The sequence below is a fragment of the Oleiphilus messinensis genome, assembly GCF_002162375.1.
GTDB lineage: Bacteria > Pseudomonadota > Gammaproteobacteria > Pseudomonadales > Oleiphilaceae > Oleiphilus > Oleiphilus messinensis.
This window is the reverse complement of sequence record NZ_CP021425.1, coordinates 5,730,723-5,752,851: the sequence shown is the minus strand read 5'-3', so window position 1 is coordinate 5,752,851 and position 22,129 is coordinate 5,730,723. Positions and strand designations below refer to the sequence as shown.

At 48.4% G+C, this 22,129-nt stretch carries 19 protein-coding genes; 13 read left to right on the top strand and 6 right to left on the bottom strand.

The annotated features are described in order from the left end of the window. Window positions 1-68 precede the first annotated feature (68 nt). The 4 genes from glyA (at window position 69) to OLMES_RS24845 (ending at window position 3,355) form a co-directional block, all read left to right on the top strand. Window positions 69-1,340, top strand: a complete 1,272-nt coding sequence (gene glyA / locus OLMES_RS24860) for a serine hydroxymethyltransferase (protein WP_087463733.1) — start codon at window positions 69-71, stop codon at window positions 1,338-1,340. Between the two features lie 271 nt (window positions 1,341-1,611). Next, a complete protein-coding gene (locus OLMES_RS24855) occupies window positions 1,612-2,100 on the top strand; it encodes a hypothetical protein (RefSeq protein WP_087463732.1) in 489 nt (162 codons plus the stop codon). A 246-nt stretch (window positions 2,101-2,346) separates the two neighbouring features. Beyond that, a complete protein-coding gene (locus tag OLMES_RS24850) occupies window positions 2,347-2,952 on the top strand; it encodes an ATP-grasp domain-containing protein (protein WP_198343120.1) in 606 nt (201 codons plus the stop codon). A 46-nt stretch (window positions 2,953-2,998) separates the two neighbouring features. Beyond that, window positions 2,999-3,355 (top strand): DUF4288 domain-containing protein, encoded by a 357-nt coding sequence (locus OLMES_RS24845; protein ID WP_087463730.1) that lies wholly within the window; start codon window positions 2,999-3,001, stop codon window positions 3,353-3,355. Window positions 3,356-3,822: 467 nt separating this feature from the next. On the opposite strand, the gene OLMES_RS24835 is transcribed toward OLMES_RS24845, so the two are convergent. The 3 genes from OLMES_RS24835 to OLMES_RS24825 form a co-directional block, all read right to left on the bottom strand. Beyond that, window positions 3,823-4,788 carry a hypothetical protein gene (locus tag OLMES_RS24835; RefSeq protein ID WP_087463728.1) on the bottom strand — a complete coding sequence of 322 codons (966 nt, stop codon included), beginning with the start codon at window positions 4,786-4,788 and terminating at the stop codon, window positions 3,823-3,825. A gap of 113 nt (window positions 4,789-4,901) precedes the next feature. After that, window positions 4,902-5,693 carry a nuclease-related domain-containing protein gene (locus tag OLMES_RS24830; RefSeq protein WP_087463727.1) on the bottom strand — a complete coding sequence of 264 codons (792 nt, stop codon included), beginning with the start codon at window positions 5,691-5,693 and terminating at the stop codon, window positions 4,902-4,904. Window positions 5,694-5,911: 218 nt separating this feature from the next. After that, a complete protein-coding gene (locus OLMES_RS24825) occupies window positions 5,912-6,289 on the bottom strand; it encodes a MerR family transcriptional regulator (RefSeq protein WP_087463726.1) in 378 nt (125 codons plus the stop codon). A gap of 109 nt (window positions 6,290-6,398) precedes the next feature. Between OLMES_RS24825 and OLMES_RS24820 the strand changes: the two genes are divergently transcribed. Next, window positions 6,399-7,034, top strand: coding sequence for an SRPBCC family protein (locus OLMES_RS24820; RefSeq protein ID WP_157678575.1), 636 nt, complete (start codon window positions 6,399-6,401; stop codon window positions 7,032-7,034). A gap of 32 nt (window positions 7,035-7,066) precedes the next feature. On the opposite strand, the gene OLMES_RS24815 is transcribed toward OLMES_RS24820, so the two are convergent. Then, a complete protein-coding gene (locus OLMES_RS24815) occupies window positions 7,067-7,624 on the bottom strand; it encodes an MOSC domain-containing protein (RefSeq protein WP_087463724.1) in 558 nt (185 codons plus the stop codon). A 302-nt stretch (window positions 7,625-7,926) separates the two neighbouring features. Between OLMES_RS24815 and OLMES_RS24810 the strand changes: the two genes are divergently transcribed. The 6 genes from OLMES_RS24810 (at window position 7,927) to OLMES_RS24785 (ending at window position 14,874) form a co-directional block, all read left to right on the top strand. Next, window positions 7,927-10,935 carry an EAL domain-containing protein gene (locus tag OLMES_RS24810; RefSeq protein ID WP_087463723.1) on the top strand — a complete coding sequence of 1,003 codons (3,009 nt, stop codon included), beginning with the start codon at window positions 7,927-7,929 and terminating at the stop codon, window positions 10,933-10,935. A gap of 79 nt (window positions 10,936-11,014) precedes the next feature. Next, window positions 11,015-11,785 carry an FkbM family methyltransferase gene (locus OLMES_RS24805; protein WP_087463722.1) on the top strand — a complete coding sequence of 257 codons (771 nt, stop codon included), beginning with the start codon at window positions 11,015-11,017 and terminating at the stop codon, window positions 11,783-11,785. Window positions 11,786-11,899: 114 nt separating this feature from the next. Continuing rightward, entirely contained in the window at window positions 11,900-12,499 is a 600-nt protein-coding gene (locus OLMES_RS24800; protein WP_087463721.1) for a TetR/AcrR family transcriptional regulator, read from the top strand. Between the two features lie 77 nt (window positions 12,500-12,576). Then, the gene (locus OLMES_RS24795; RefSeq protein WP_087463720.1) at window positions 12,577-12,951 is read left to right on the top strand and encodes a hypothetical protein; all 375 of its coding nucleotides are present in this window, start codon (window positions 12,577-12,579) and stop codon (window positions 12,949-12,951) included. A 130-nt stretch (window positions 12,952-13,081) separates the two neighbouring features. Further along, window positions 13,082-14,311 (top strand): RNA polymerase sigma factor, encoded by a 1,230-nt coding sequence (locus OLMES_RS24790; protein WP_087463719.1) that lies wholly within the window; start codon window positions 13,082-13,084, stop codon window positions 14,309-14,311. 182 nt (window positions 14,312-14,493) lie between these two features. Continuing rightward, complete coding sequence (locus OLMES_RS24785; RefSeq protein WP_087464665.1) at window positions 14,494-14,874, top strand: YciI family protein; 381 nt, start codon at window positions 14,494-14,496, stop codon at window positions 14,872-14,874. A gap of 117 nt (window positions 14,875-14,991) precedes the next feature. Here OLMES_RS24785 and OLMES_RS24780 read toward each other — a convergent pair whose 3' ends face one another. Next, entirely contained in the window at window positions 14,992-16,725 is a 1,734-nt protein-coding gene (locus OLMES_RS24780; protein WP_087463718.1) for an LVIVD repeat-containing protein, read from the bottom strand. Between the two features lies 1 nt (window position 16,726). Next, entirely contained in the window at window positions 16,727-17,602 is an 876-nt protein-coding gene (locus OLMES_RS24775) for a DUF6502 family protein (protein ID WP_087463717.1), read from the bottom strand. A gap of 467 nt (window positions 17,603-18,069) precedes the next feature. On the opposite strand from OLMES_RS24775, the gene OLMES_RS24770 reads away from it, so the two are divergent. Then, window positions 18,070-20,319: a beta-propeller domain-containing protein gene (locus OLMES_RS24770; RefSeq protein WP_087463716.1), complete on the top strand. Its 2,250-nt coding sequence runs from the start codon at window positions 18,070-18,072 to the stop codon at window positions 20,317-20,319. Window positions 20,320-20,534: 215 nt separating this feature from the next. Next, window positions 20,535-21,962, top strand: a complete 1,428-nt coding sequence (locus OLMES_RS24765) for a hypothetical protein (RefSeq protein WP_157678573.1) — start codon at window positions 20,535-20,537, stop codon at window positions 21,960-21,962. Window positions 21,963-22,129: the final 167 nt, after the last annotated feature.

The following is a 22,129-nucleotide window of genomic DNA, read 5'->3' as shown; positions in this document are numbered from 1 at the left end:
ATGTTAATCCCGGCACAGGTTTTTCTGTGTCGGGTGCCCTGAATTGATAAGCTATGTGAGGACAATCCATGTTTAACCGGACGCTGTTTAACCCGCACCCATCCCCATTGGAGGGCATCGATCCCGAGCTTTTCAATGTCATTCAAAAAGAAAACCAACGTCAGGAAGCGCATATCGAACTCATCGCTTCCGAGAATTATACCTCCCCCGCTGTGATGGCAGCACAGGGATCACAACTTACCAATAAATATGCAGAGGGCTATCCGGGCAGGCGTTATTATGGTGGTTGTGAACATGTGGATGTGGTGGAGCAACTGGCAATCGATCGCGTTAAGGCCCTGTTTGGTGCAGAGGCCGCCAATGTCCAACCGAATTCAGGCTCTCAGGCCAATCAAGGTGTGTTTTTCGCCGTGTTAAATCCCGGCGATACCATCATGGGAATGAATCTGGCGGAGGGTGGCCATCTCACCCACGGCATGGCGCTGAACATGAGTGGTAAGTGGTTCAATGTTGTCAGTTATGGCCTGAACGCACAGGAGAACATCGACTATGATGAACTCGCCCGCAAAGCCCGTGAGCATCAGCCTAAATTGATTATCGCCGGGGCGTCTGCGTTTGCTTTGAAGATCGATTTCGAGCGGATTGGTCAGATTGCCAGAGAAGTAGGGGCCTATTACCTGGTCGATATGGCCCACTACGCCGGTTTGATCGCCGCAGGCTTGTACCCGAATCCCGTGCCCCACGCAGATTTTGTTACAACCACCACCCACAAAAGCCTGCGTGGCCCGAGAGGGGGGGTGATCCTGATGCGTGATGAATATGCCAGGACAATCAACTCCGCCATATTTCCGGGAATTCAGGGCGGCCCGTTAATGCATGTTATCGCAGGTAAAGCTGTCGCCTTTAAAGAAGCGCTCTCAGATGAGTTTAAAACCTATCAGCAGCAGGTTATTAATAACGCTGACGTGTTGGCCAAAACGCTGATATCACGTGGACTGCGTATCGTTTCCGGCGGTACGGAAAGTCATGTCATGCTCGTCGATCTCCGTGCCAAAAACATCACCGGCAAAGCCGCCGAACAGGCATTGGGCACCGCGCACATTACTGTAAACAAAAATGCCATTCCCAACGACCCGGAAAAGCCCTTCGTAACCTCTGGTATTCGCCTCGGCACACCGGCCATCACAACCCGAGGCTTCGGCGAAACAGAAACCCGAATCGTCGGCAACTGCCTAGCCGATGTACTGGAAGCCCCCGAAGACCAAGCCAACCTTGCTCAAGTGCGTGAACGAATAGCATTGTTGACTCGAGCGTTTCCGGTGTATGGGGGAATGCTATGATTAGTGTTCGTGCTGGATGGTTTAACCCCGAAGGGGTTGTGTAATATAGCCGGTGGTTTTAACCACCGGTTCCTTCACATGGGATTAAGGCGCATTGGGTCAATATCCCAACCGGTGGTTGAAACCACCGGCTGTATTGCATTCCCCCTCCAGGGGAAAACGGCTGATGAACCGTCAGGACAGTGCAGCGATCAATGCATGTTTTAATTTCAGGACAAGTTCAGTATGCTACAAACTCCAAAAGACATCTCCTGAGCGAAGGACAGCAAGCATGAGCAACGCGACAAAAATCCAGAAAGCGAAGCTGTGGGCACTTGCGGGCGGGGTGTTTAATTGCCTGTTGGCTTTACCGTTAGCGCTGCCCTTTACTCATGAATGGTATATTGGAGTGATGAACAACCTGAACAGCCTGTTCAATCTAAACGGCCACCCGTGGATCGCGCCAACCGACGGCGCAAACATGCTAATCATCAACACCGCTGGGTTGGCTTTATTTCTGGTGGGTATGTCACTCATCTACGCCGCGAAAGACATCAAAGCCAGAATCACCATCCCCCTTCTAAACGGCTTCGTCCGCTTAGCCTGGGCGGTCATCGCAACCTACTACATCATCGCATACGAGCTGCTCGAAGTGCTTTACTGCATCGTACTGGCGGATTTGATATTTTGCTGTGCGTATAGTTACTATTATTTTCAGCTGAAAAGAGCCCCGGTTGATAATTCGATTGTTGTGCCGAGCGAGTCGCTTTCTGCCAATTGAAGCTTGATTTGATAGCCTATTATTAGCAATTAAACTAGACATTGTGTAGCAAGAGAAATGCGAGTCCTATTTCCCTTTAACCCGTTAGATGAAAAAAACGCAGATGGATCATTTTGCGTGGAATATCAGAAACTCAAAGCGAGCGGAGTCGAGTGTTCACTATTCGACTTTGATGCGTTGCCGTTTGAGGAATTCCAGCCCCGACCTCGTTTAAGTAGGGATGATGTGGTTTTGTACCGAGGCTGGATGCTAACGCCTAAATTGTATACAGATCTTTCCAATCTTGTGAGCGCCAATGGTGGAAGAATGCTCACGTCACCAATTGATTTTGTCAAATCTCACCACTTACCGGGTTGGTATGAAAGTGTTCGTGAATATACACCCGAAACTATTTTCTTTGGTAACGAAGCTGATGCGGTATCCGGAGCTGACAAGTCTAACTGGGATAGATTTTTCGTGAAAGATTTCGTGAAATCCAATTACAGTGAACGAGGTTCTGTAGCGAACAGTGCATCTGAAGTTCGGGACATTATAAACCTGATCAAAGCTCATCGAGGTGAGATAGAGGGGGGCATTGCTTTGAGAGAAGTTGAGTCCCTAGTTGATGAAAGTGAAGTGAGGTATTTTGTATTCAATGGAAAGCCCTACTCACCAAACGGCATTGTTCCTGCTGTGGTTTTTGAAATTGCCGCACGACATTTAGCACCATTTTTTTCTGTGGACATCGTAAAGCGGGCGGATGGAGAGCTTCGACTTGTTGAAATAGGAGACGGCCAGGTTTCAGACAGGAAAAATTGGGATTCAGACCTTTTTTGTAGATTACTGTTAGAGAATCTGAGATGTTTTCCATAGCGCTATCCATTGAAATGATTTCTGAAAAGGAGATAAAGGAAGCGTCGTGAAAGACTTGATTTGGTACATAGCGGAATTGGTAGTTTCGGTTAATTTTGGGGGGGATGAACCGCACGAGTACGCATTACAAAATTATATAATCAAGGCGGTATCGCCAGAAGCGGCGTACGAAAAATCGTGTCGAGTTGCAAGCACTTTAAATCACACCTTTCAAAACGAGTTTGGTGAGGAGGAAAATCATCGTTTTCTCGGCTTTCATAACTTAAGTGAGCACTTTGACGCTAACAATGGCGATATCATCCATGTGAACAATACGTATTTGTTAGAGATGGAAGGCAAACCACTAAAACCGCGATTACGAAACAAGGGAGAACTATCGGTATTCATTTCCCGATCTTACTAATAAAATTGGAGTGTTGCGGTACAGAATATTGCTTAATTGAATTGAGTGCTGCTAATGCGTCGGTTCAAAAAACTCAAACGCAGTTAAACCGATTAGGTTGGTAACCACTGCGGATATCACCAGACAAAAGAGCAGAAAGCCACTAGATAGCAAGGTGTAAGAAAGGCTCTTTTCGAACCTTGTTGTAAACCGGTTAAAATCGAACCCTTTGTAGTAATACATCATGTATCTATTCTGGCTTGAGCGATTTTTAATGGCAGTGCAAAGCGCAACATTAATAACACGTAAAAGCGCAGGCCGTTGCAACTCAAGATCCATACTATCACGTATAACTATTTTCAACCGACGGTCTAGCGTGAGGTATAGTGTTATCAAAGCGCTCCAGCATACGATGTTGGAGAGTACTATTCCGAGCGATATCGCGATTTCCAATCCCTGATAAACTGCCATTTTAAAATCGTCCTAAGCTAAAACGCTACATTGTACAGCTGCTTGCTTGTGCCGACTACGATTCGATCTACTACTATCGCGAGAGAGCCAGCAATAAATATTCCTAGGACTAATCCAAATGGGCCAAGTAATAGGGAAAGAGACATCATTCCAAGAATAACTCCCGAAGTGAACCCCATTCCTTGAGCAAAAAGTTCTCGCTGCCAATTTCCACCACTTCGATATTCATTCATTACGGTTTCATACCTAAAATATGCGTCAAGCGCTATGAAGCCTGGGCCTAAAACTTTGCCAAACTTTCCAAGCCTCGCAAGAGATTGACTGGTTGGTGCTGAATTAACAGGGACGGAATAGAAAACTGTACGTCCTCGCTGAGATATAGGGATTAATGATGTTGATTTCGTGGAAGATGTATAAGTTTTTAGTACCTGTTCAAGCTCTCTTTTGAATTTAAACTGTAGCAGTTTGTAAGCTTCATCGATGTTAGCTCGTGCACGTTTGAGTGTTTGGGGGGCTGCTCGATGATTTCGAAGTTGTTCAAATTCTGATATCGCTTTGTCATAAATATTCAGAGCCTTTAGGAAGTCATCTGCTCGAGATGCTGCCGTACCCAGCGCGGCTCCACCAAAGGTATTCATATCGGCTTTATATTTTCGAATTTTGTCGATTACTACCGCTAGAGCCATGGTCATGTCTCCGCCAATACTGCGGGAAACTTGAGATAGTGTAAGCTTGGCGTCAGGAGATAGTTCTGTTGCTAATCGCGCTGCGTGGATTGATGGTTGCTGATTTTTCTGGGGTAAGATTATCATGTCACCCGCTTGAGCTTGGTTATTTGCCCGTTGTGAAATTGCGGGATTCAATGCTTGGATATCAGCAATGTATTGATCAATAAAATGCTGAAATTTATCAATAGGCTGGTATAAGTTTCTATAAATTTCTGAGAGTGGCTCACCTTGCTGGCACAGATATACTTGGGTCATTGTGAACATCCTTATCACGAAAAGTCCATTTCAAATACGCGGTTAGCATATCAAAACTTAGAGTGCTTGCCATCTAGGGTAAACCCTATATCAATACTGGCTGAATCTGTGATTTACACAACGCTAGCTATCTGCCGCATCCCCCGACACCTGGGAAACGTTGAACATCCCCAAAACTCCTGCCCGCTTTTTTCGCCCTTTTTTATCGTTCGTCGAACCATCGCAGAACCGCATTTCGGGCAGTTTTCTCCGCTTTCTTTTTCTTTCACTATCGATTTAACATGCTTTACATGTGCTCGATGGGTTTTAAGTGATGGTGTGAGTCGACCTGTTGCAATCGCCTCCAATGCTTTTTGGAGTTGCTCATCATCAATCACTGGTGTCGTTTTTGATTTGATGTAGCGGATATAGCCCAACCCATGCGTGACATTTTCTGGCATTTCGGTTTTAAAGGTACTGTCGCCGACAAAAACGATCACCGAATAGATATGATCAGCCGCTACTTCGATACATGACTCCAATGTCTTCACATGCTTGTAGTTCTGAAACAACGGATTCTGGAATTTATGGGTAGATTTAAAAATTTTCTGAGTCCAGTTTTTTTGCCTTTCGCTACCAAAAATCCAGCCTTTCATATTTTTTGTTTCGACAACGAATATCCCGAATCGCGAAACGATAATATGATCAATCTGAGTCGTCCCGTCCTCTGTGGGGAGCGTGACGTTTTTAATCAAATGGTATTGGGATTTATCGAGGAACCAGCGTGCGAGCATATTAACCATCCACTCACCCATAACGCCTTTGAACCAAGGCGATTTAAAGAGCGTCGCCAGTATCAATGCCGGTAGCCAAAACCAAGCATATTGGATTAATGGCGCGAAAATGAGCGATAGGTCTAGATTCATGTTTAAATCCTTTTTCACACAAAGTCAGTTAAGGTTTCATGGCGAGAAGTGTTGCTCGTTTGAGACCGGTGTTTGTTTTTTGTATTGGTCTGATTAACAACAAAATTCTGCTGCATTTACCAAACTTAGACCCTCTAAAAAATTTGTCTGTAAGCCAAATCTGATTCTATGTAAGCCATATCCTACAGCGCTCAATCAATAGCCTCTCACGACCGGCGCTACGACTCAAAAACATCAGCCCCTTGTAATTCCTCCGCCTCCCGCAAAACCGCAAGCTTATGCCGCAAGTAGCTCCGTGTGTTCTGTAGTTCGTGAATTTTCCGATCCACTCGTTCCAGTTGGTAGTGGAATATTTCCAGCTTTTCTTCAGCTTCGATTTCGTCGTTTTCCCATGGGACGATGAGTGAGGCGATTTCTTGCAGGGTCATGCCAAGGCGTTTGGCGTGTTTGATGAGTTCGATGCGGGCGAGGGTGGATTCCGGGTAGTTGAAGTAGCCGTTTTCCAGTTTTACTGGGTTGAGGAGTCCGATTTTCTCGTAGTGGCGTATGGTGTCTTTTTTCAGGCCGGTGCGTTTGATCAGTTCACTTTTCAGCATGGGTGGATCTCCATTTCAGATAAAAATTATGCGGGCTAAAAAGGTATTGACCGTGGGGTTACGCCATAGTTTAGCGTGGAGCATGAATTTAACTGAAAGAGGGTTGCTCATGTTCAAATTAACACAAGGATGGATCGGGGTATTGCTGGTGTCACTGGCGGGGTCGGTGTCGGCGATGGAGTCGGATGAAATACAATGCCTGTCAGCAAGTAGGAGCGGTTTGGTGGATCTGCCGTTTCCTGTGGATGCGGAGCCATTGGTTTCCGTGACCGAGCGCTTGGTGATTCCGTTGCCGGTGGATGAAGCTTATGACCGGTTTAAACTGTTCCCACTGACGCAGTTCATGACCGGCACGGAAGACCTTGCCGGAGTCGCCCGGACTCATCCGCTGGTCGGACAGGATTATCTGAATACCGGTGAGCGCAGGGCCGTGTGTTTGAAAAACGGGTTTGGCGCAGTGGAGGAGCTGGTGGATGCGACGCCACCGGGGCGATTTGCCTATCGTGTCTGGGCGTATAATGTGCCGGAGGCGCAGGGTATTGAATATGCCGACGGCGAGTTTTTATTTAAACCCGTGGAGCAGGGCACCGAGATTACCTGGAATTACAGCTTCTCGCTGAAGACAGATCGTTTCCCTGGCAGTTTTGGGGCGTTTGGTCGCTGGCTGTTCAGCAAGACATTTCTGGAATCGACCTGGCGGGGTTATATGCAATTGGCATTGCATAATTTTGAATCGTCGTTGTAATCGCGAGGTTGGCATGCTTCCAAACAGTTGTCTCAATCGAAGTCCAATTCAATCTGGGGTGAATGGATTTTGACGGGATCACCCACTTGAATCTTGCCAGACTTCAGAATTTTTCCACACATACCGCCATGTCCCATCATGGCGGCAAAACCGCCGGGGCCCAGTGCTTTTTCCATTCTGGCACAGGGTGGGCAGGTTTGCGTGATCTCGATCAGCGTATCACCGATACAAATCTTCTGGCCTTTGACCGCATAAAGATTGAAGTGTCGGACCACAATATTACGTCTCAGGATTTGCGGGGACAACTGCTCCCGTTTTAGATAGTGCCGGATCAATTGAATATCTTCAGCACAAATTAGTGTGATTTCACGCAGACTGTTTGAGTTCCCGTTCGTGCGATGGTCACCTTGTAGCCCGGCACCCTGTATGGCATGGACTTCATTCAGTTCATTAACCGGCTGATGTTTGCTCGGGCGAACGCCAACCCACGTCACTTCACCGACCGGCATGTATTTTAAGAATCGTTGGTATAGATTGTTCGAGTACGCCATTGCGGTGTGTTTTTTAACCTTGTTCCAGTCCTGTTTCATTTCTGTGCGTCTTCAGCATGATTATTTCATATTCGCTTTGACCCGGTCATCCCCTGAAATCAGGCCACTGGAGCTTGAATTCAGGTCAGGTGTGAATCGAATAGCACTCACGATAGAACATTGCTTCGTTGCTATTGCTTAATCAGCAACACCCCCTAAGCTTTTTAATAGGGTCACGTCACGGCTCAAGGTGGGGGCGAGCTGCCTTGGGAATTTGGTTTGTATGTAATTTGATCAGTGACAACCTGTGATGCTTGTGAACGTAAGATAATAACTTTATGGATGATTAATAGGCTGCTCAGATGCGAATTAAATTGCGTGAAGGAAATTTCGGCACGTTTCTGACGTTGTTGATGACTGGGTTGATGTTTGGTTTGGTGTGTCCGGATCCGGCGGAGGCGCGTACCTCAGTAGATCTGGAGTTGACGCCGGATGAGCAAAGCTGGTTGGAGGCGAATGATACCGTTACACTGGCATACGACGGTTTTTTTCCACCCTACAGCTTTTTGAATGACGACGGTGAACTGGAAGGATTTGCCGTTGATGTGATGCGGATGATCGGCGAGCGTGCCGGTATCGTGTTCAAGGTTGCACCGATCCATGAATGGAAAGATCTCTATGCTGCAGCGCAAAAGCAGCAAGTGGATGTGGTGGCAACCATGGTTGAGCGCGTTGAGCGGGGGCAGTGGTTCAGATTCTCGGATCCGTACATCTACAAATCACTGGTTGTGATCAGCCGTGCCGAAGATGATCGCATTCAAGTGCGGGAGGATGTCGCGGGTAAGCGGGTTGCATTGGTTAAAAATTACCAATATGTCACCAAGATTCTGTCTGAGTTCCCGTCTATTGAATCCCACCCTGTCGATACCATGCTGGATGGTTTGAATGCGGTTTCCGTCGGGGACGCCGATGCGGCCATCACCTTTTTGGGGGCGGGTCACTACTACCGCAACAAGTATCTGCTTTCCAACCTGAAATATGCCGCAGTCTATGACAAACATACCGCCAATGAGAGCATTGCCGTGCGCCGGGACTGGCCGGAGCTGGCCGCGATTCTGAATAAAGCGTTGCACTCAATACCGGAGGCGGAGTTGCAGAAATTGCGGGCCAAATGGTTGCCTGCAGATTTTATGGAAAATCTGGTCGAGTTGAATTTGACCGAGACCGAAAAAAAATGGTTGAGGGCGCATCGGAATATCCGACTGGGTGTAGATCCTGAATTTGCACCATTCGAATACCTGGATGGCGAGCGCTACAGTGGCATGGCATCGGACTATGTTGATCTGTTGAGCAAACGACTTAACGTTAAAATGGAGGTGGTGCAGGGGCTGAGTTGGAAAGACGTGATCCAGCAGGCAGAAGGCGGCGCAATCGATGTGTTGCCAGCGGTGGGTAAAACCAAGGAGCGGCAGGGTTATCTCAACTTCACCCAGCCTTATTTAAGTTTCCATCGGGTGATTATTACACGGGACAATGTCCCCTTTGTGGCTGGCCTGCAGGATCTCTACGGGCAGTCCGTCGCGGTTCAAGCCGATACCTCCCATCACGGCTATATTAAAGAACATACCGATCTGGAGCCGGTGCTCTATCAAACCTTGCAGGAATCGTTATTAGCGGTTTCCGGTGGCAAGGCGGATGCCTTTGTCGGGAACGTGGCCTCGGCAACCTACTGGATTCGCAAGCTGAATCTGACCAACCTGAAAATTGCCGCGCCGGTTTCAACTGAAGTACAGAGCCTGCATTTTGCCGTGCGCAAGGATTGGCCTGAACTGGTACCGATTCTGGAAAAAGGCTTGCAGACCATCAGCCCGCGCAAGCGCAAGGAAATTTCGGAAAAATGGTTATCAATAGAGTACGAAGCCAGCATTAACTATACCTTGCTATGGCAAGTGGTGATTGCCTTTTCAGCACTGGTGTTGATTGTTGTACTGTGGAATGTGTTGCTCAAGCGGCAAGTACGGTTACGGACTTCACAGCTGGCCTATACTGCAAATTACGATCAGTTGACTGACCTGCCGAACCGGTTTCTGATTCTGGACCGTCTGATGCAGCAAATGAATGAAGCCCGAAGAATGCGTACGAAGGTGGCGTTGATCTCGATTGATATCGATGATTTTAAAAAAATTAACGATGCGTTCGGGCACAAAACCGGTGATGCTATCCTGAAAGAGTTTTCCGAACGTGTGAAAGCGCGTTTGTTTGAAGATGACAACATAGGTCGCCTCGGTGGGGATCAGTTTCTGGTGATTCAAAGCCATGTGGGTGACGCAGCGGATTCAGTCCGGTTGGCAGAGCAATTGCTGGGCTGTTTACAGCAGAGCTTTGTGACGCCGTCCCATGAAGTTACACTGACTGCCAGTATGGGAATATCCCTGTATCCGGATGATGGTGATACCGCAGAGTCCTTGTTAAAAAACGCGGACACCGCAACCCACCATGCGAAAGCACAAATGCCCGGTAACTTTGCCTTCTACACCGATAATCTGGTACGCAATGTATCCCGTAAACTGGAGCTGGAGCGACACATCGCCGGGGCGCTGAAACGCAACGAGTTTGAGGTTTACTATCAGCCGAAAGTGGATGCCCGTAGCCATAAAATTGTCAGCTTTGAGGCATTGTTGCGCTGGTTTAGCCCGGAATTGGGAGCGGTTTCGCCGGTAGAGTTTATTCCCATCGCCGAAAAGAGTGGATTGATCGAGGAGTTGGGGGTTTTTGTGTTGCAGGAAGCCCTGTCTACCCTGGCATTGTGGCAGGAGCATTACGCTGCAACGCTGTCCATGGCCATTAACCTGTCGCCGGTGCAGTTTCGTTCTTCAGACCTGATTCCGACTATTGAGTCTTTTTGTCTTAATTTTAACTTGAATAGTAAGACCATTGAGTTTGAAATAACGGAAGGCGTGTTATTGGCGGATTATCCGGATATTGAGGAAAAGCTGAAGCGGCTGGAGTCGCTCGGTGTGAACATGGCGATGGATGATTTTGGCACCGGATATTCCTCCATGAGTTATTTGCGCAAGTACAAATTTGATACGTTAAAGATTGATCGGGAATTTATTATCGACCTCGCGAGGGAAGAATCCGACCGAAAACTGGTTTTTGCCACCATTGCCATGGCTCACCAATTGGGAATGCGTGTCGTCGCGGAAGGGGTGGAAACAGAAGAGCAGCAAGCTATATTGGTGGAACAACAGTGTGATTATCTGCAAGGCTGGTTGTTCAGTAAGCCGTTGCCCACGGATCAGGTCATGCAATTGCTGGATCAGCAATTTGCCGTTAAGGACGCGTCGCCGACTTATTTCTCCACTGAATAGTTTTTTTGACTGAATCGTTACAAGCTCGATCATTGATTGTGAAAACTGTTGGTAATCATCAGGTACGGGGATCAAAGGTATGGGGTCACAACTAGCTCGTTCCGGCTTAACTGGAATAAAACGTTGCATTGAATTACTCGCGGACAAGTTGGGCCTGTGTGTGATTGCCAAGTGGAGACTCGATAGTCTGCTGCTTGAAAATCGACTTCGGCGCATCTTGTTTGAATACGAAATCGATTGTGTCCTGGATGTGGGGGCCAATGTGGGCCAATATCGGGACTTTTTGCGCAATCGGGTCGGTTATCAAGGGCTTATTATTTCATTTGAGCCGGATCCTGAAAATGTTGCCAGGCTCAAGCAGGTGAGCGCCAAGGATCCGAAATGGATCATACAGGATTTTGCCCTGGGCAAGGAAAACACGGTGCTCAATTTCCATATTATGAAGTCGAGCGTATTTAACTCGTTTCTCGAACCGGATCACAGCGAAACCCTGGAGTACAAAGAACACAATGAGATAGCGAAAAAGATCGAGGTCGATGTGCATCGACTTGATGATATTATTTCGAGACTCAAGTCTGAATTCGATTTCAGAAATGTGTTTTTAAAACTGGATACCCAAGGGTTCGATCTGGATGTCTTTGCCGGAGCTTCAGGTTGCCTCGATCTGATTTCCGGTGTGCAAACCGAAGTCTCAGTACTGCCCATCTACAAAAACATGCCGACCTTTGATACGTCGCTGCAAACCTTTCGTGCCAGTGGATTTGAGGTGAGTGGCCTCTACGCCCTGAGTGAAGAACGTTTTCCCCATGCCGTGGAATTCGATTGTATCTATTTACCCAAGGCAAGTTGATGCCTGTTTGTATGGGGTTAAAAATTGAAATTTGATTCTACTTTTTAATATTAAAATGGAATAACTTTCTATTTTTGCTTGCGCTTGAAAAATACCTGACGTAAGGTAGGTTCTATGAAGACAACAAAAGATACTCGATCCGCAATACTTGATGTGGCACAGGATCTGGTTCAGCGCCGATCCATCAGCGGAGTCAGCTTTCAGGAGCTGGCGAAACGCATCGGCATCAAGAAAGGCAGTATGTATTACCACTTTGAAAGCAAGGATGAGCTGGCTGTGGCGTTGTTGGATCGAGTGGCCGATGGATTGAAAAACTGCTTCGAACGTGGTCTGCACAAAACACCGGATGAACGGTTGCTGTATTTCTTTCGGTTGTACCAGCAACATATCGGTGTGGGTATGCGAATTTGTCCAGGGGGGGCATTTGCCGGTGAGTGGGAGAAACTCTCGGAACCTGTTAAAAACGCTGCCCATCGATTAATCGAGGTGCAGCGTTCCGGCGTGGAACAGATTCTCGCTGCGGGTGATGCGAAGCAGGCGTTTAGTTTGCATGGCCAAAGTGTTCGGGCGACGGCCAACTTTATTGTTTCATCAATTCAGGGTGGGTTATTGACCAGTCGAATGCTGGACAGCGAAGACCCATTTATTGATAGTGCCATGTTAATCTGTGGCTATCTGGGGATTAATGTGACGAGGGAAGCACTGCTGGGGTGAAACCCGCTCTGGCGCAGCAAGGGATTTTTTTTAACTGTAAGCCTACCTGACGTCAGGTAAAAGATGAGGGCATCGTTATGAAAACCATAATCTCGAACATGAGTACGTTTCAGGCGCACGTTGTGAAATACTGTACCAGTGTTGCATTCGCTGCAGTGTTTGTGGGCTTGACCGGGGCACCTCTGCAGGCCGAACCGATTGCCCCGGAACAGTTCCACCAATGTGCATTGTATGAATATGAAGTTGACAACATCACCCCGGATACAGCATTTCTGATTGCCGAGTGTTTTGCCCGGCTGCTACCGCCGGCCTCCGGTTCGGATGAACTGGATACAACTGAAATAAGCCCGCTGATTATTCGTCAGTATGCGGACAGTTGGTACAACTATGCGTCCGTTTCCGGACATCGCCGTGCTACGGAGCAGCTTGGTCAAATCCGTGAAGGTTATTAATAATTCACGAGGGGGATTGAAAAGCATCGTCGGCAACCCGCCAGAACGTGACGGAGTCCAAGTCCGGAGGCTTGCAGCGGGTTGCTGATAAGGTTAATGTTCCTGCACTTGGAACCTGATAGAGGTCGTTATGTGCCAGGACGTCAAGGCCATTTACGCGACGGAATCCCGCCGTGTTCTGGCGACACTTATCCGCTTGCTCGGGGACTTTGAACTCGCTGAGGAGGCATTGCATGAAGCTTTTCTCGCCGCACTTGAGCAGTGGCCCGAACAAGGTATTCCAGACAACCCCAGAGCCTGGCTGGTCTCTGCCGGGCGTTTCAAAGGAATTGACCAGATTCGCCGTCGAGCACGCTTTGACCTGGCCTTGCAAGGTGTTGCGGAGCTACTCGAGCTTGAGGCCGATGAGGATCCAGCGTGCATGGCAGAGGATGACATTGTTGACGATCAGCTGCGCCTGATTTTTACCTGTTGTCACCCGAGCCTGACCAAAGCGGCCCAGACTGCAATGAGCCTCAGGGAGATCTGTGGTCTGACCACCGAAGAGATCGCCCATGCCTTTCTATCCAAACCGTCGACCGTTGCCCAGCGTATTGTTCGCGCGAAAACCAAAATCCGTGAAGCAAACATTCCTTATGAAGTGCCCGAGCCTGAGCAGCGTCCCGAGCGTTTGCACAATGTGTTGCAAGTCATTTATCTGGTCTTTAATGAAGGGTACTCGGCATCTCAAGGCGCGTCATTAATACGGATTGACCTCTGTCGGGAGGCGATTCGATTGTCCCGAATGCTCTGTTCACTTTTACCCGACCCTGAAACGACGGGGCTGTTGGCGTTGCTATTGTTGCAGGATTCCCGTCGCAGCGCCCGAATAACGGCCGAGGGAGACCTTGTTACCCTGGAAGACCAGGACCGACGTCTGTGGGATCAGGGCCAGATAGCAGAAGGTTGTCAGTTAGTGCAGGCAGTATTGCGTGGGCGGGAGTTTGGGACTTATACCCTTCAGGCCGCTATTGCCGCCGTACATTCAGAAGCTGCCAGCACGGAACAGACCGATTGGCGTCAGATTGTAGGTCTGTATGACATGCTGCTGATTGCAGAACCGTCGCCCATTATTGAATTAAACCGGGCAGTTGCCCTCGCAATGCATCGAGGGCCGGATGCGGGATTAACGGTATTGGATGCCATCGCCGCTCGTGGTGAATTGGTGGAGTATTATTTATTCCATGCCGCAAGAGCGGATTTATTCCGGCGCAGCGAACGGTGGAACGAAGCGAGAAGTGCCTACATATTGGCATTAAAATACAGTCAGCAAGGCCCGGAACAGCGTTACCTGCGAAGACGATTAGCTGAATTACCCTGATGTGGGCAAAAATGTACTGGGTCTGTCGATTTGCACTGGCGTCAGACGACTACTGGATAGAAGGTGTTGGATTACTCCGGCTCAAGTGTGTTCTTCAACGAAGCTTCGAAAATTCTAATTTGGCGAATCGTCAAAAGACCCTAAAGTGGGATCAATATGTCGATACAAGGGAGTCATCAATTATGAAATATCTAGCTCTGGTCTACTACGCGGAAGCTGAAATGCAAAAGCTGACCCAGCAACAATGGGATGATCTGAATCAGGAGTGCATGGCTTGCGGGGAAGGTTTGAGGTCATCCGGACATATGATCGGCGGTGATGCATTGCAATCCGTTGCGACGGCCACAACGATCCGGGTTCGGGACGGAAAGGTTATAACGACGGACGGGCCATTTGCCGAAACCAAGGAACAGCTTGCCGGGTTTTATTTGCTTGAGGCCAGGGACTTGAATGAGGCGATTCAGGTTGCGGGTAAAATTCCTCCTGCCCGCTATGGCAGTGTCGAAATTCGTCCGGTGCGGGAATTACAAAATGCAGAAAATCAGTTGTACGGAGCGGGCTGACCGCTGATCACCGCCTTCTGGATTACACCAGTATGTTCCAAGATAACGCCCTGTTCGATGTTATCGTCCAGGGCGCTTTGTTGTAAAGTTTGGTGTTTTCAGCAGATAAATATGGGGTTAGTTGCTTGCATCGATTTCATTACCGGTGTGGGGAATCACTAACAGACCCGTGCCCGGAATTGCCAGAAGTGTACCGTCATCAACCAGTACCAAGTCTGACGCCCAGTTATCGATGTTATCCGGTCGGGTAACCGTCAAGTTATTCTGTACAGCAAAATTGTCGGCACTCAAATAGACCAATGTACCGGATTCATAACTGATTAAGCGTTGATTATTAACGTCGATATCGATGGTGTTTGCGCTTGAGCGGTGCAGCAAGATCAGGTCATTGTTGTCCCAAGCCCAGCGATAAAGCCCTGACTCCGGTGTGCCCTCGGAAAAGTACAAGGGTTGAACGGCGGCAAACAGTACTGAAGTTTCTTCGCCAATCAGATCCATTACACTGAGATCCGGCACGATACGCGTGTTGCGTACCGTCAGGGTTTCCGCTGTTGATTCAATACGATACAGAATGCTCTGATGCGTCGCCCAGTCCACAGAGGCTACGACAACATGATTGGAGTCGATGACGGCCATAGCGGATACAAAACTGCTGCCAGGGAGCTTGATCTCACTGAGCAATTCCGGGGCGGTCATTGAGCCTGTGTCGTAAAGGCGAACTCGGGTTTCCCTTTCCACAACTGTTGCGGTAAACAGTCGGTTGGTGTTCAGCACAATATGGTCGGTTTTTTGCCCGACACTCGAGACCGTTTGTACCTGAGTCGGGATCGATAAATCCAGTATCTGGAACCCATCGTCACCTAAAGCGAGTATCAACTGCTGATCTTTCAATGCGAGATCGGTTATAAACGGAGATTTAAGCCGATTGAGTTCAGTTAATTGCAATCCGGCGTCCAGCTCCATCAATACGATCTCAGACGTTGTAGAATCAACATCGCGAACCAGCGCGATCAATTTATCTGAAAGTCGAATCAGACGAGCTGAGGCAGTCTCGACGATCCGCACAGACTCTACGTCGTCAAATTCCATACTTGCATCACCATCGGAGGGTTGCCTGGAACGGGCCATGAATACCGTATCATTGGCGATAAGATCAAGATTTTCAGCAGGGTTCCATTCAAGCAGGTCTGCCATATTGATTGCGCCGTCTACATTGACATCGGCAGTCACCAACAGCGGTGAAAGCTGATTAATGGTTGAGATAAGTTCACTATCCGGTAGTCCGTTTTCGGCCATTACATCAATCAATTGCACCATCGCTTCAGTCAGGTCGGAAATCCCCCATTCTAAATCCATCATCTGTTGACCGCTGATAACGGTTCGTGCCGGATGGACACCAGTGTTGCTGTCAGCAAGGTTCGAAGTATCAACTGCCGGGGTGAGTACTACCGTGTAGAGCTGGTCTGACTCTACGCAAGTATCCGGGATTGAGAATGTTTGAGCCGCTTGATCGTGCGGGATTGTATCCCGGGAAATCAAATCCAGTTCGGATTGTGCTCCAACGTCATCCCGGGTCGTCGGCGGACTTTGCTCAAGCTCGTTGTGAAAATCGGGACTGGCTGCAAGGGCTAGCGTGCAGCGCGGTGCATTCGATTGACCCCGTTCATAGACACTGATAATCGACCCCGCCGGAGTTTTGATATAGCTTTGGCCTTGTATATTCGCACTTGGCGTAACGGTAGAGCCTTCATTTGATCCACCTCCGCCACCGCCGGTACCGATGACGCCCCCACTGCAGGCTGTGAGGAGTGAAAGTAGCGCAAAGAAGATGATGCTGGCAGGCTGAGTCATACTAATCACCTCCCTTGGCGTTTGCTTGAGTATCGGTTTCATCGCGGTTGGTTTCAACAAACAGGTCTTCGAAATAATATACGCCAAGGCCTGCGCGCAAGCGTTCTGTGGATGTGCTTGCCGGATCCCGTTTCACCTTGGGGTTGTCGAGATCCCGTTCTGCAAGCCAGGCATTGTACTTGTTCATGAGCTGATGGGCGTCCTGTTCACACATCTTTTTGAATTCCTGTACCGTTTCCGGTGCAAGGTGGTCATAGGCTACAGCCAGTTGCAAGTGGGAGCGCTCAGGAGGGTGGGCCATATTGTGGGAGATGGTGTTGAGCATGTCCGTGCCGCAAATCCCCATTACCTGAATTAATTGCTCGTCGGCATTATGGGGAATATAGGCATCGCTCACCAGTTTAATTTTACCGGTATCGGAGACTATTACGGCACCAGCCCGCTTTAGCTCATCCAGCACAGCCCGCGCCGGCATGTCTCCACTATAGCGCTTTACCAGGGCAGAAAAGCTGTGCTGTGTTCCCTCAAACGGGAGTGGATTAGGTCGGCCGGCCCGACTTAGGAAGTCCGGATCACTCATCCAGCCGCCAATGACGCGAGCAGCACGATTGAGTGGCTCAATGTCCATGGATTGACTTTGCAGTTGTTCCAGAAGTCGATTCACATCCTTTCGATGCATTCCGGTTAAAACGCAGATTCTGGAGACACTCTGCTTGCGTCCCTCGATACGAAATTCTTTTTCCGCAATATCGACATACGCCAGTTTGGCAATCTCGGCGAATTCACCATAGGAAAAACCATGTCGGAGCATTATTCGCACAAGCGGGCGCATCAGCTTGAACATGGATTGCACAATGATATTACGGATATCTTTCATTCAGTCTCAGTATGGGTCATTAACCGATAGTGGTTGAGTGATTTATATTTGGAATATATTCCAAAAAAAAGTCATATGCAAACTTTTGCAGAATAAATGAGCAGCCTGATTTCATTATCGAGTCGAGCGTAAACGGAGTACCAAGTTTATATTGGTTGTCTTCCGATTGAGTCCCCAGAGCAATTTTGGCCACTTTTGGAGCTGAAATACACTGTTTTATCCTAGTCGACTGCTTTATCTACCCAGAAATGACCGGGGTGGAGAAGTATACCATGGTATCACCGGGGGGCGCGTAGAAGAAATGAAACCCTAAAATGTATAAAAAATGCCCCAAAAGTTTGCACTCCTGAAAAAATTGGAATATATTCCATAAAACAGTTTTGGAAAATATTCCAAAATTATATAAACGGGTCTGGCGGGGCTGGGCTGTTTTGATACATGACATAGCTGATTTAAAGGAATAAGAAATGAATTTTCGAGCTCTAATTCTTGGCGGAGTGGTCACCGGGCCGCTGGTCATCGTCGGGTGTAATGGTGGTAGTGACAGTGCGCCTGAAACGGACAACACCGGGTCTGGTGAAGTGTCCGCGACGGCGGCATTGGTACCTAGTCAATCTTCCGATGAACTGGAAGCCTATATAAAAGAAGGGTTAAAACGCACAGTTGGAGGCCAGCGCTCCGGCGAGGTCGATTTTGCACCACCCACGCTTGAAGCGGATCAGAATGGTTCGGAAGCGGATGATGGCGGCTCTGATAGTTTGTTGGGATACACCGAAACAAACACCCAAGTGAAGGGTGTTGATGAAGATGACAAGGTCAAATTCGATGGTGAGTATCTCTATGTTGCAACCAACGATCTTCGTTACGGTATCGCAGAACCGTTTGTAGGAGAGCCACCGATCGATTTACCTGAGGATGCTCTCGATGAAGAACGGCTGGCCTCAGGAGATGCTGCCCTTGAGGATGAAAGCCTGATTGCCCCGCCGCCGCTCAGCACCAGCCGAATTCGAATTCTGAAAACGGAAGATGGTGAAACCGCTGCAACGGAAGTCGCCAATATTGAATTCAATGAAGGTGAAGGATTGATTGACGGTTTGTACCTGCATGACGCTGATAATGGTGCTAAATCGCTGGTGGTAGTACAAACAGATCAATCCTACATGTGGGCAACATGGAATTATTATGGCGGGTGGAACAACGGTAATACTGAGTTGACGATGTATGCTGTGAATAATCCGCAGAACGTTTCCGAGTCCTGGAATATTACCATCGAAGGGACATTGATTGATTCCCGTCGAATCGGTGACAAGCTGTATCTTGTTACGCGTTATATACCGAACATTCCCGAGCTTGAGTGGTATGCAGAAGATGAACGTGCCCGTTCCAATAATGCAGATGTTATCGAAGACCTGAGTCTGGATCTGCTGTTACCTAAAGCTGCAATTAACTATCAGGCCCGTGAAAATCTGGTTGATCCGTCAAACTGTTTTGTGCCGGATTCGTCTCGTAATCAGGATGCTTATTATTCTCCTGAGCTGGTTACGATTACAGAAGTGGATCTTGAATCCAAAACGGTACCGGCTTCCGTGTGTGTGGCGGGATATACATCCGGTGTTTATTCCTCAAAAACAGCGTTGTATTTGTTTAATGACGGCTTTGACTATACCTCGGACGTCCATAAATTTACCTATACCGAGAGTGGCCCGGTTTATTCCGGTTCAGGCGATGTGACAGGGACGCTGGGCTGGAAATCACCTTCGTTCCGTCTGGGTGAGAAAGAAGGTGCGCTCGTAGTTGTCACAACGGACTACCCATTCATGGCTGAAGATCCCGGTTTTATCGGTATTCCAGAGATTGAACCGGTCGATGGTGCGGATGAAGTGGGTGAAACCTCAATTGTCGCTGATGATTTTGTGCCAACCTATCGGGATTACTCACGTCCAGTGCATCGTATGACTGTTTTGGGTGATGGTGATCCTGGCACGCTCAAATTGAAAACCATTGCGACATTGCCAAATGAGCAACAGCCTGCTGCAATCGGTAAGCCTGGTGAAGACATCTATGCGGTGCGCTATCTGGGGGACAGGGCCTACATTGTAACGTATCAACGTACCGATCCGTTATATGTTGTCGACCTGGCAAATGTCGCTCAACCGAAAATTGCTGGCGAACTGAAAGTAGACGGCTATTCTGATTACTTGCATCCATTTGGTAGCGAGTTCCTGCTGGGAATCGGCAAGAGTGCAATTGTTGAAAAAGATAACGCTTGGTACCAAGGCGTTCAAATTGGTTTGTTTGATGTTTCGGATTTGTCCTCACCCCGTCAGGTTCAAGTCGTAGAACTTGGTAAACGTGGTACAGAAACGCCGATTTCCTATGATCACAAAGCCTTTAGTGTGCTGGCGACGGGCAATGACCAGTACCGCTTCACGATGCCGGTTCGGGTTCATGACGGGGTACAGACTTATCCTTCAGACTGGCTGGACTGGCAGTATACCGGGTTGCACTTATTTGATCTGGATCTGAGTGCTGCGGGTAGTCTGTCTGCGAATGGTGTCATTGTTTCTGAGCACAAGGCGGGTGATAAGCCTTACTACAATTATGCTGAAGTTGAGCGTGGTGTAATAGACGGTGATATCGTCCACTATGTTTACGATGATGAGGTGTTCTCAGCAGACTGGAATGACGTTTCCGGTACTGTCGTTGGGCCCCAATAGCAGAGTCTGAATCATTTCGCGTTGAAGGTTGTTGACCAGGGTAATGGAACATCACTGATTGTCAGCAACCTTGGGATTAAAAAGTTTTCGTTTCCTATCTCCCTTAACTTTGCCGGGTTTTGCATTTCCCGGCTTTTTTTTGCCTGAATATTGGTTCACTGCAGTTTATGCGCACATTGGTGAATCTGTTACACTTAGAAGTCGAGGTATACAATTTGAGTAGTCCGAATTGGACATTGCTTCATCATTTTATTCGTGAAGTGAACATCATGCCGATAGCTGGATTCTGTAAATCAGTTTTTAGAAGTGCTCACCGGGTTGTCATTAACCTGCTGGTTCTAGCGGTGTTTGGATTGACGCTGTTTTGTATGTTGCTGCAATCAAAACCCGTGGCAGAGTCTGCAGATGTGCCCAGTGCGGAAGCAATGTCCAGTATTAAACGCCGTTTGAGCCTCACGGTTGTTAATTACCCCAGAAGCTTTGTGGCCTTTCGGGGCACGGATTTACACAGCCTTGCCTCCATGGCCTCATACACACTTAAACCCCTGCTGTTCGGTGTGGATCTGAATCACACAAAACTCAAGCTCAACACGTCATTGGCTGTGGTACCGGGAACCCGATATCTGAATCTGTCCTGTAGTGTTGAGGCTCACCCACAGCAGCAACCCATTTCCGGTTTGGCCTCTGTGGTGCGCTCGGAGGCAGTTGATGAAACCTCCCCGGGACTGATTCTGGAGCGGTGCGAGCTGGGTGGCATAGCGTTCTCCGGTGAGGATATCCGCTGGGCTGTCAATCTGGTAGCGGGGATGCTGTTAGGCAAAGATGTAGAGCCCATTATCGAACGCTTTCTGAACACTTCCAGGTTGGATCGAGGGGTTTTATGGGTCCGCCAGGTTTCACGGCCACAATTAAAGCAAATGGTATCCCGTTCTGCGGAGCTGCCTCTTGGCTTGAGTGCACTGTTATCCGGTGGTCAGTCATTAACGTTGGCACAACTGCAGCCCTACTTCAATGTTATCGAATCGGTGCGTACTGAGTCGGGTGCCAAACCCGTCAGTCTGACCCGATTTATCCAACCCTTGTTCGCTGAAGCAAACCGACGGGCACAGCGCGCTGATCCGGCCCTCGAAAACAGAGCCGCATTCTGGGCCTTGATGCTGGGATTGGCGGATGCAAAATTTACTGCATTGTTGGGTCTGGAAACCTTGCCCATCAGATCTGTGCAGCAAGGGACATTGGGCGGTCGCAAAGATTTGGCATTGCACTTTTTATATTCAGCCGCCATTAAAGCGTTCAGTAAAGCCCAGGTCAGTTTCAGTGTGGGTGAGCTAAAAGAAATCCTGGATAGCGGGATTGGTGGAAGCGGGTTCAGTTTTCAGGATTTGGCCGCGGACCGTGCCGGGGTGCATTTCGCTGATGTTGTTTTGAGCGAGAAAAGCGCCGCCGAATCACAGTGGGTGCTGGCACATGCAGATTCGGAAAGCAGTTATTTTGTTTTGGACCAAGTTCTGCCTGAGGGGTTGACCGAGCGCGAGTTCCGAGACCATTTTGATTCTGTGAAGTCGTCGGCTTATCACAAAGTGATTCAACGTATAGACCAGGACCTGTTGAGCCTCCCTCTTTATCTTCGTGTTTCCGGCTAGTCCGTTCCCTCTGTTTTATTCGCACACACGCCAGCCAATCTAGATTCATTTTAGTCCTTTCAGTAGTCAAGTGGTACAAGTGAACCACTATATAATCAAGCTGTCTTAAAACATCCCGGACATAAAAAAACGTTCCTTCGGGCCCATTCCCCCGGCGGTATACTAAG

Bases quoted from the DNA above. Each gene is read 5' to 3' on its own strand.
- glyA (WP_087463733.1), top strand. From the start codon at position 69: ATGTTTAACCGGACGCTGTTTAACCCGCACCCATCCCCATTGGAGGGC.
- OLMES_RS24855 (WP_087463732.1), top strand. From the start codon at position 1,612: ATGAGCAACGCGACAAAAATCCAGAAAGCGAAGCTGTGGGCACTTGCG.
- OLMES_RS24850 (WP_198343120.1), top strand. From the start codon at position 2,347: ATGCTAACGCCTAAATTGTATACAGATCTTTCCAATCTTGTGAGCGCC.
- OLMES_RS24835 (WP_087463728.1), bottom strand. From the start codon at position 4,788: ATGACCCAAGTATATCTGTGCCAGCAAGGTGAGCCACTCTCAGAAATT.
- OLMES_RS24830 (WP_087463727.1), bottom strand. From the start codon at position 5,693: ATGAATCTAGACCTATCGCTCATTTTCGCGCCATTAATCCAATATGCT.
- OLMES_RS24825 (WP_087463726.1), bottom strand. From the start codon at position 6,289: ATGCTGAAAAGTGAACTGATCAAACGCACCGGCCTGAAAAAAGACACC.
- OLMES_RS24820 (WP_157678575.1), top strand. From the start codon at position 6,399: ATGTTCAAATTAACACAAGGATGGATCGGGGTATTGCTGGTGTCACTG.
- OLMES_RS24815 (WP_087463724.1), bottom strand. From the start codon at position 7,624: ATGAAACAGGACTGGAACAAGGTTAAAAAACACACCGCAATGGCGTAC.
- OLMES_RS24810 (WP_087463723.1), top strand. From the start codon at position 7,927: ATGCGAATTAAATTGCGTGAAGGAAATTTCGGCACGTTTCTGACGTTG.
- OLMES_RS24805 (WP_087463722.1), top strand. From the start codon at position 11,015: ATGGGGTCACAACTAGCTCGTTCCGGCTTAACTGGAATAAAACGTTGC.
- OLMES_RS24800 (WP_087463721.1), top strand. From the start codon at position 11,900: ATGAAGACAACAAAAGATACTCGATCCGCAATACTTGATGTGGCACAG.
- OLMES_RS24795 (WP_087463720.1), top strand. From the start codon at position 12,577: ATGAAAACCATAATCTCGAACATGAGTACGTTTCAGGCGCACGTTGTG.
- OLMES_RS24790 (WP_087463719.1), top strand. From the start codon at position 13,082: ATGTGCCAGGACGTCAAGGCCATTTACGCGACGGAATCCCGCCGTGTT.
- OLMES_RS24785 (WP_087464665.1), top strand. From the start codon at position 14,494: ATGAAATATCTAGCTCTGGTCTACTACGCGGAAGCTGAAATGCAAAAG.
- OLMES_RS24780 (WP_087463718.1), bottom strand. From the start codon at position 16,725: ATGACTCAGCCTGCCAGCATCATCTTCTTTGCGCTACTTTCACTCCTC.
- OLMES_RS24775 (WP_087463717.1), bottom strand. From the start codon at position 17,602: ATGAAAGATATCCGTAATATCATTGTGCAATCCATGTTCAAGCTGATG.
- OLMES_RS24770 (WP_087463716.1), top strand. From the start codon at position 18,070: ATGAATTTTCGAGCTCTAATTCTTGGCGGAGTGGTCACCGGGCCGCTG.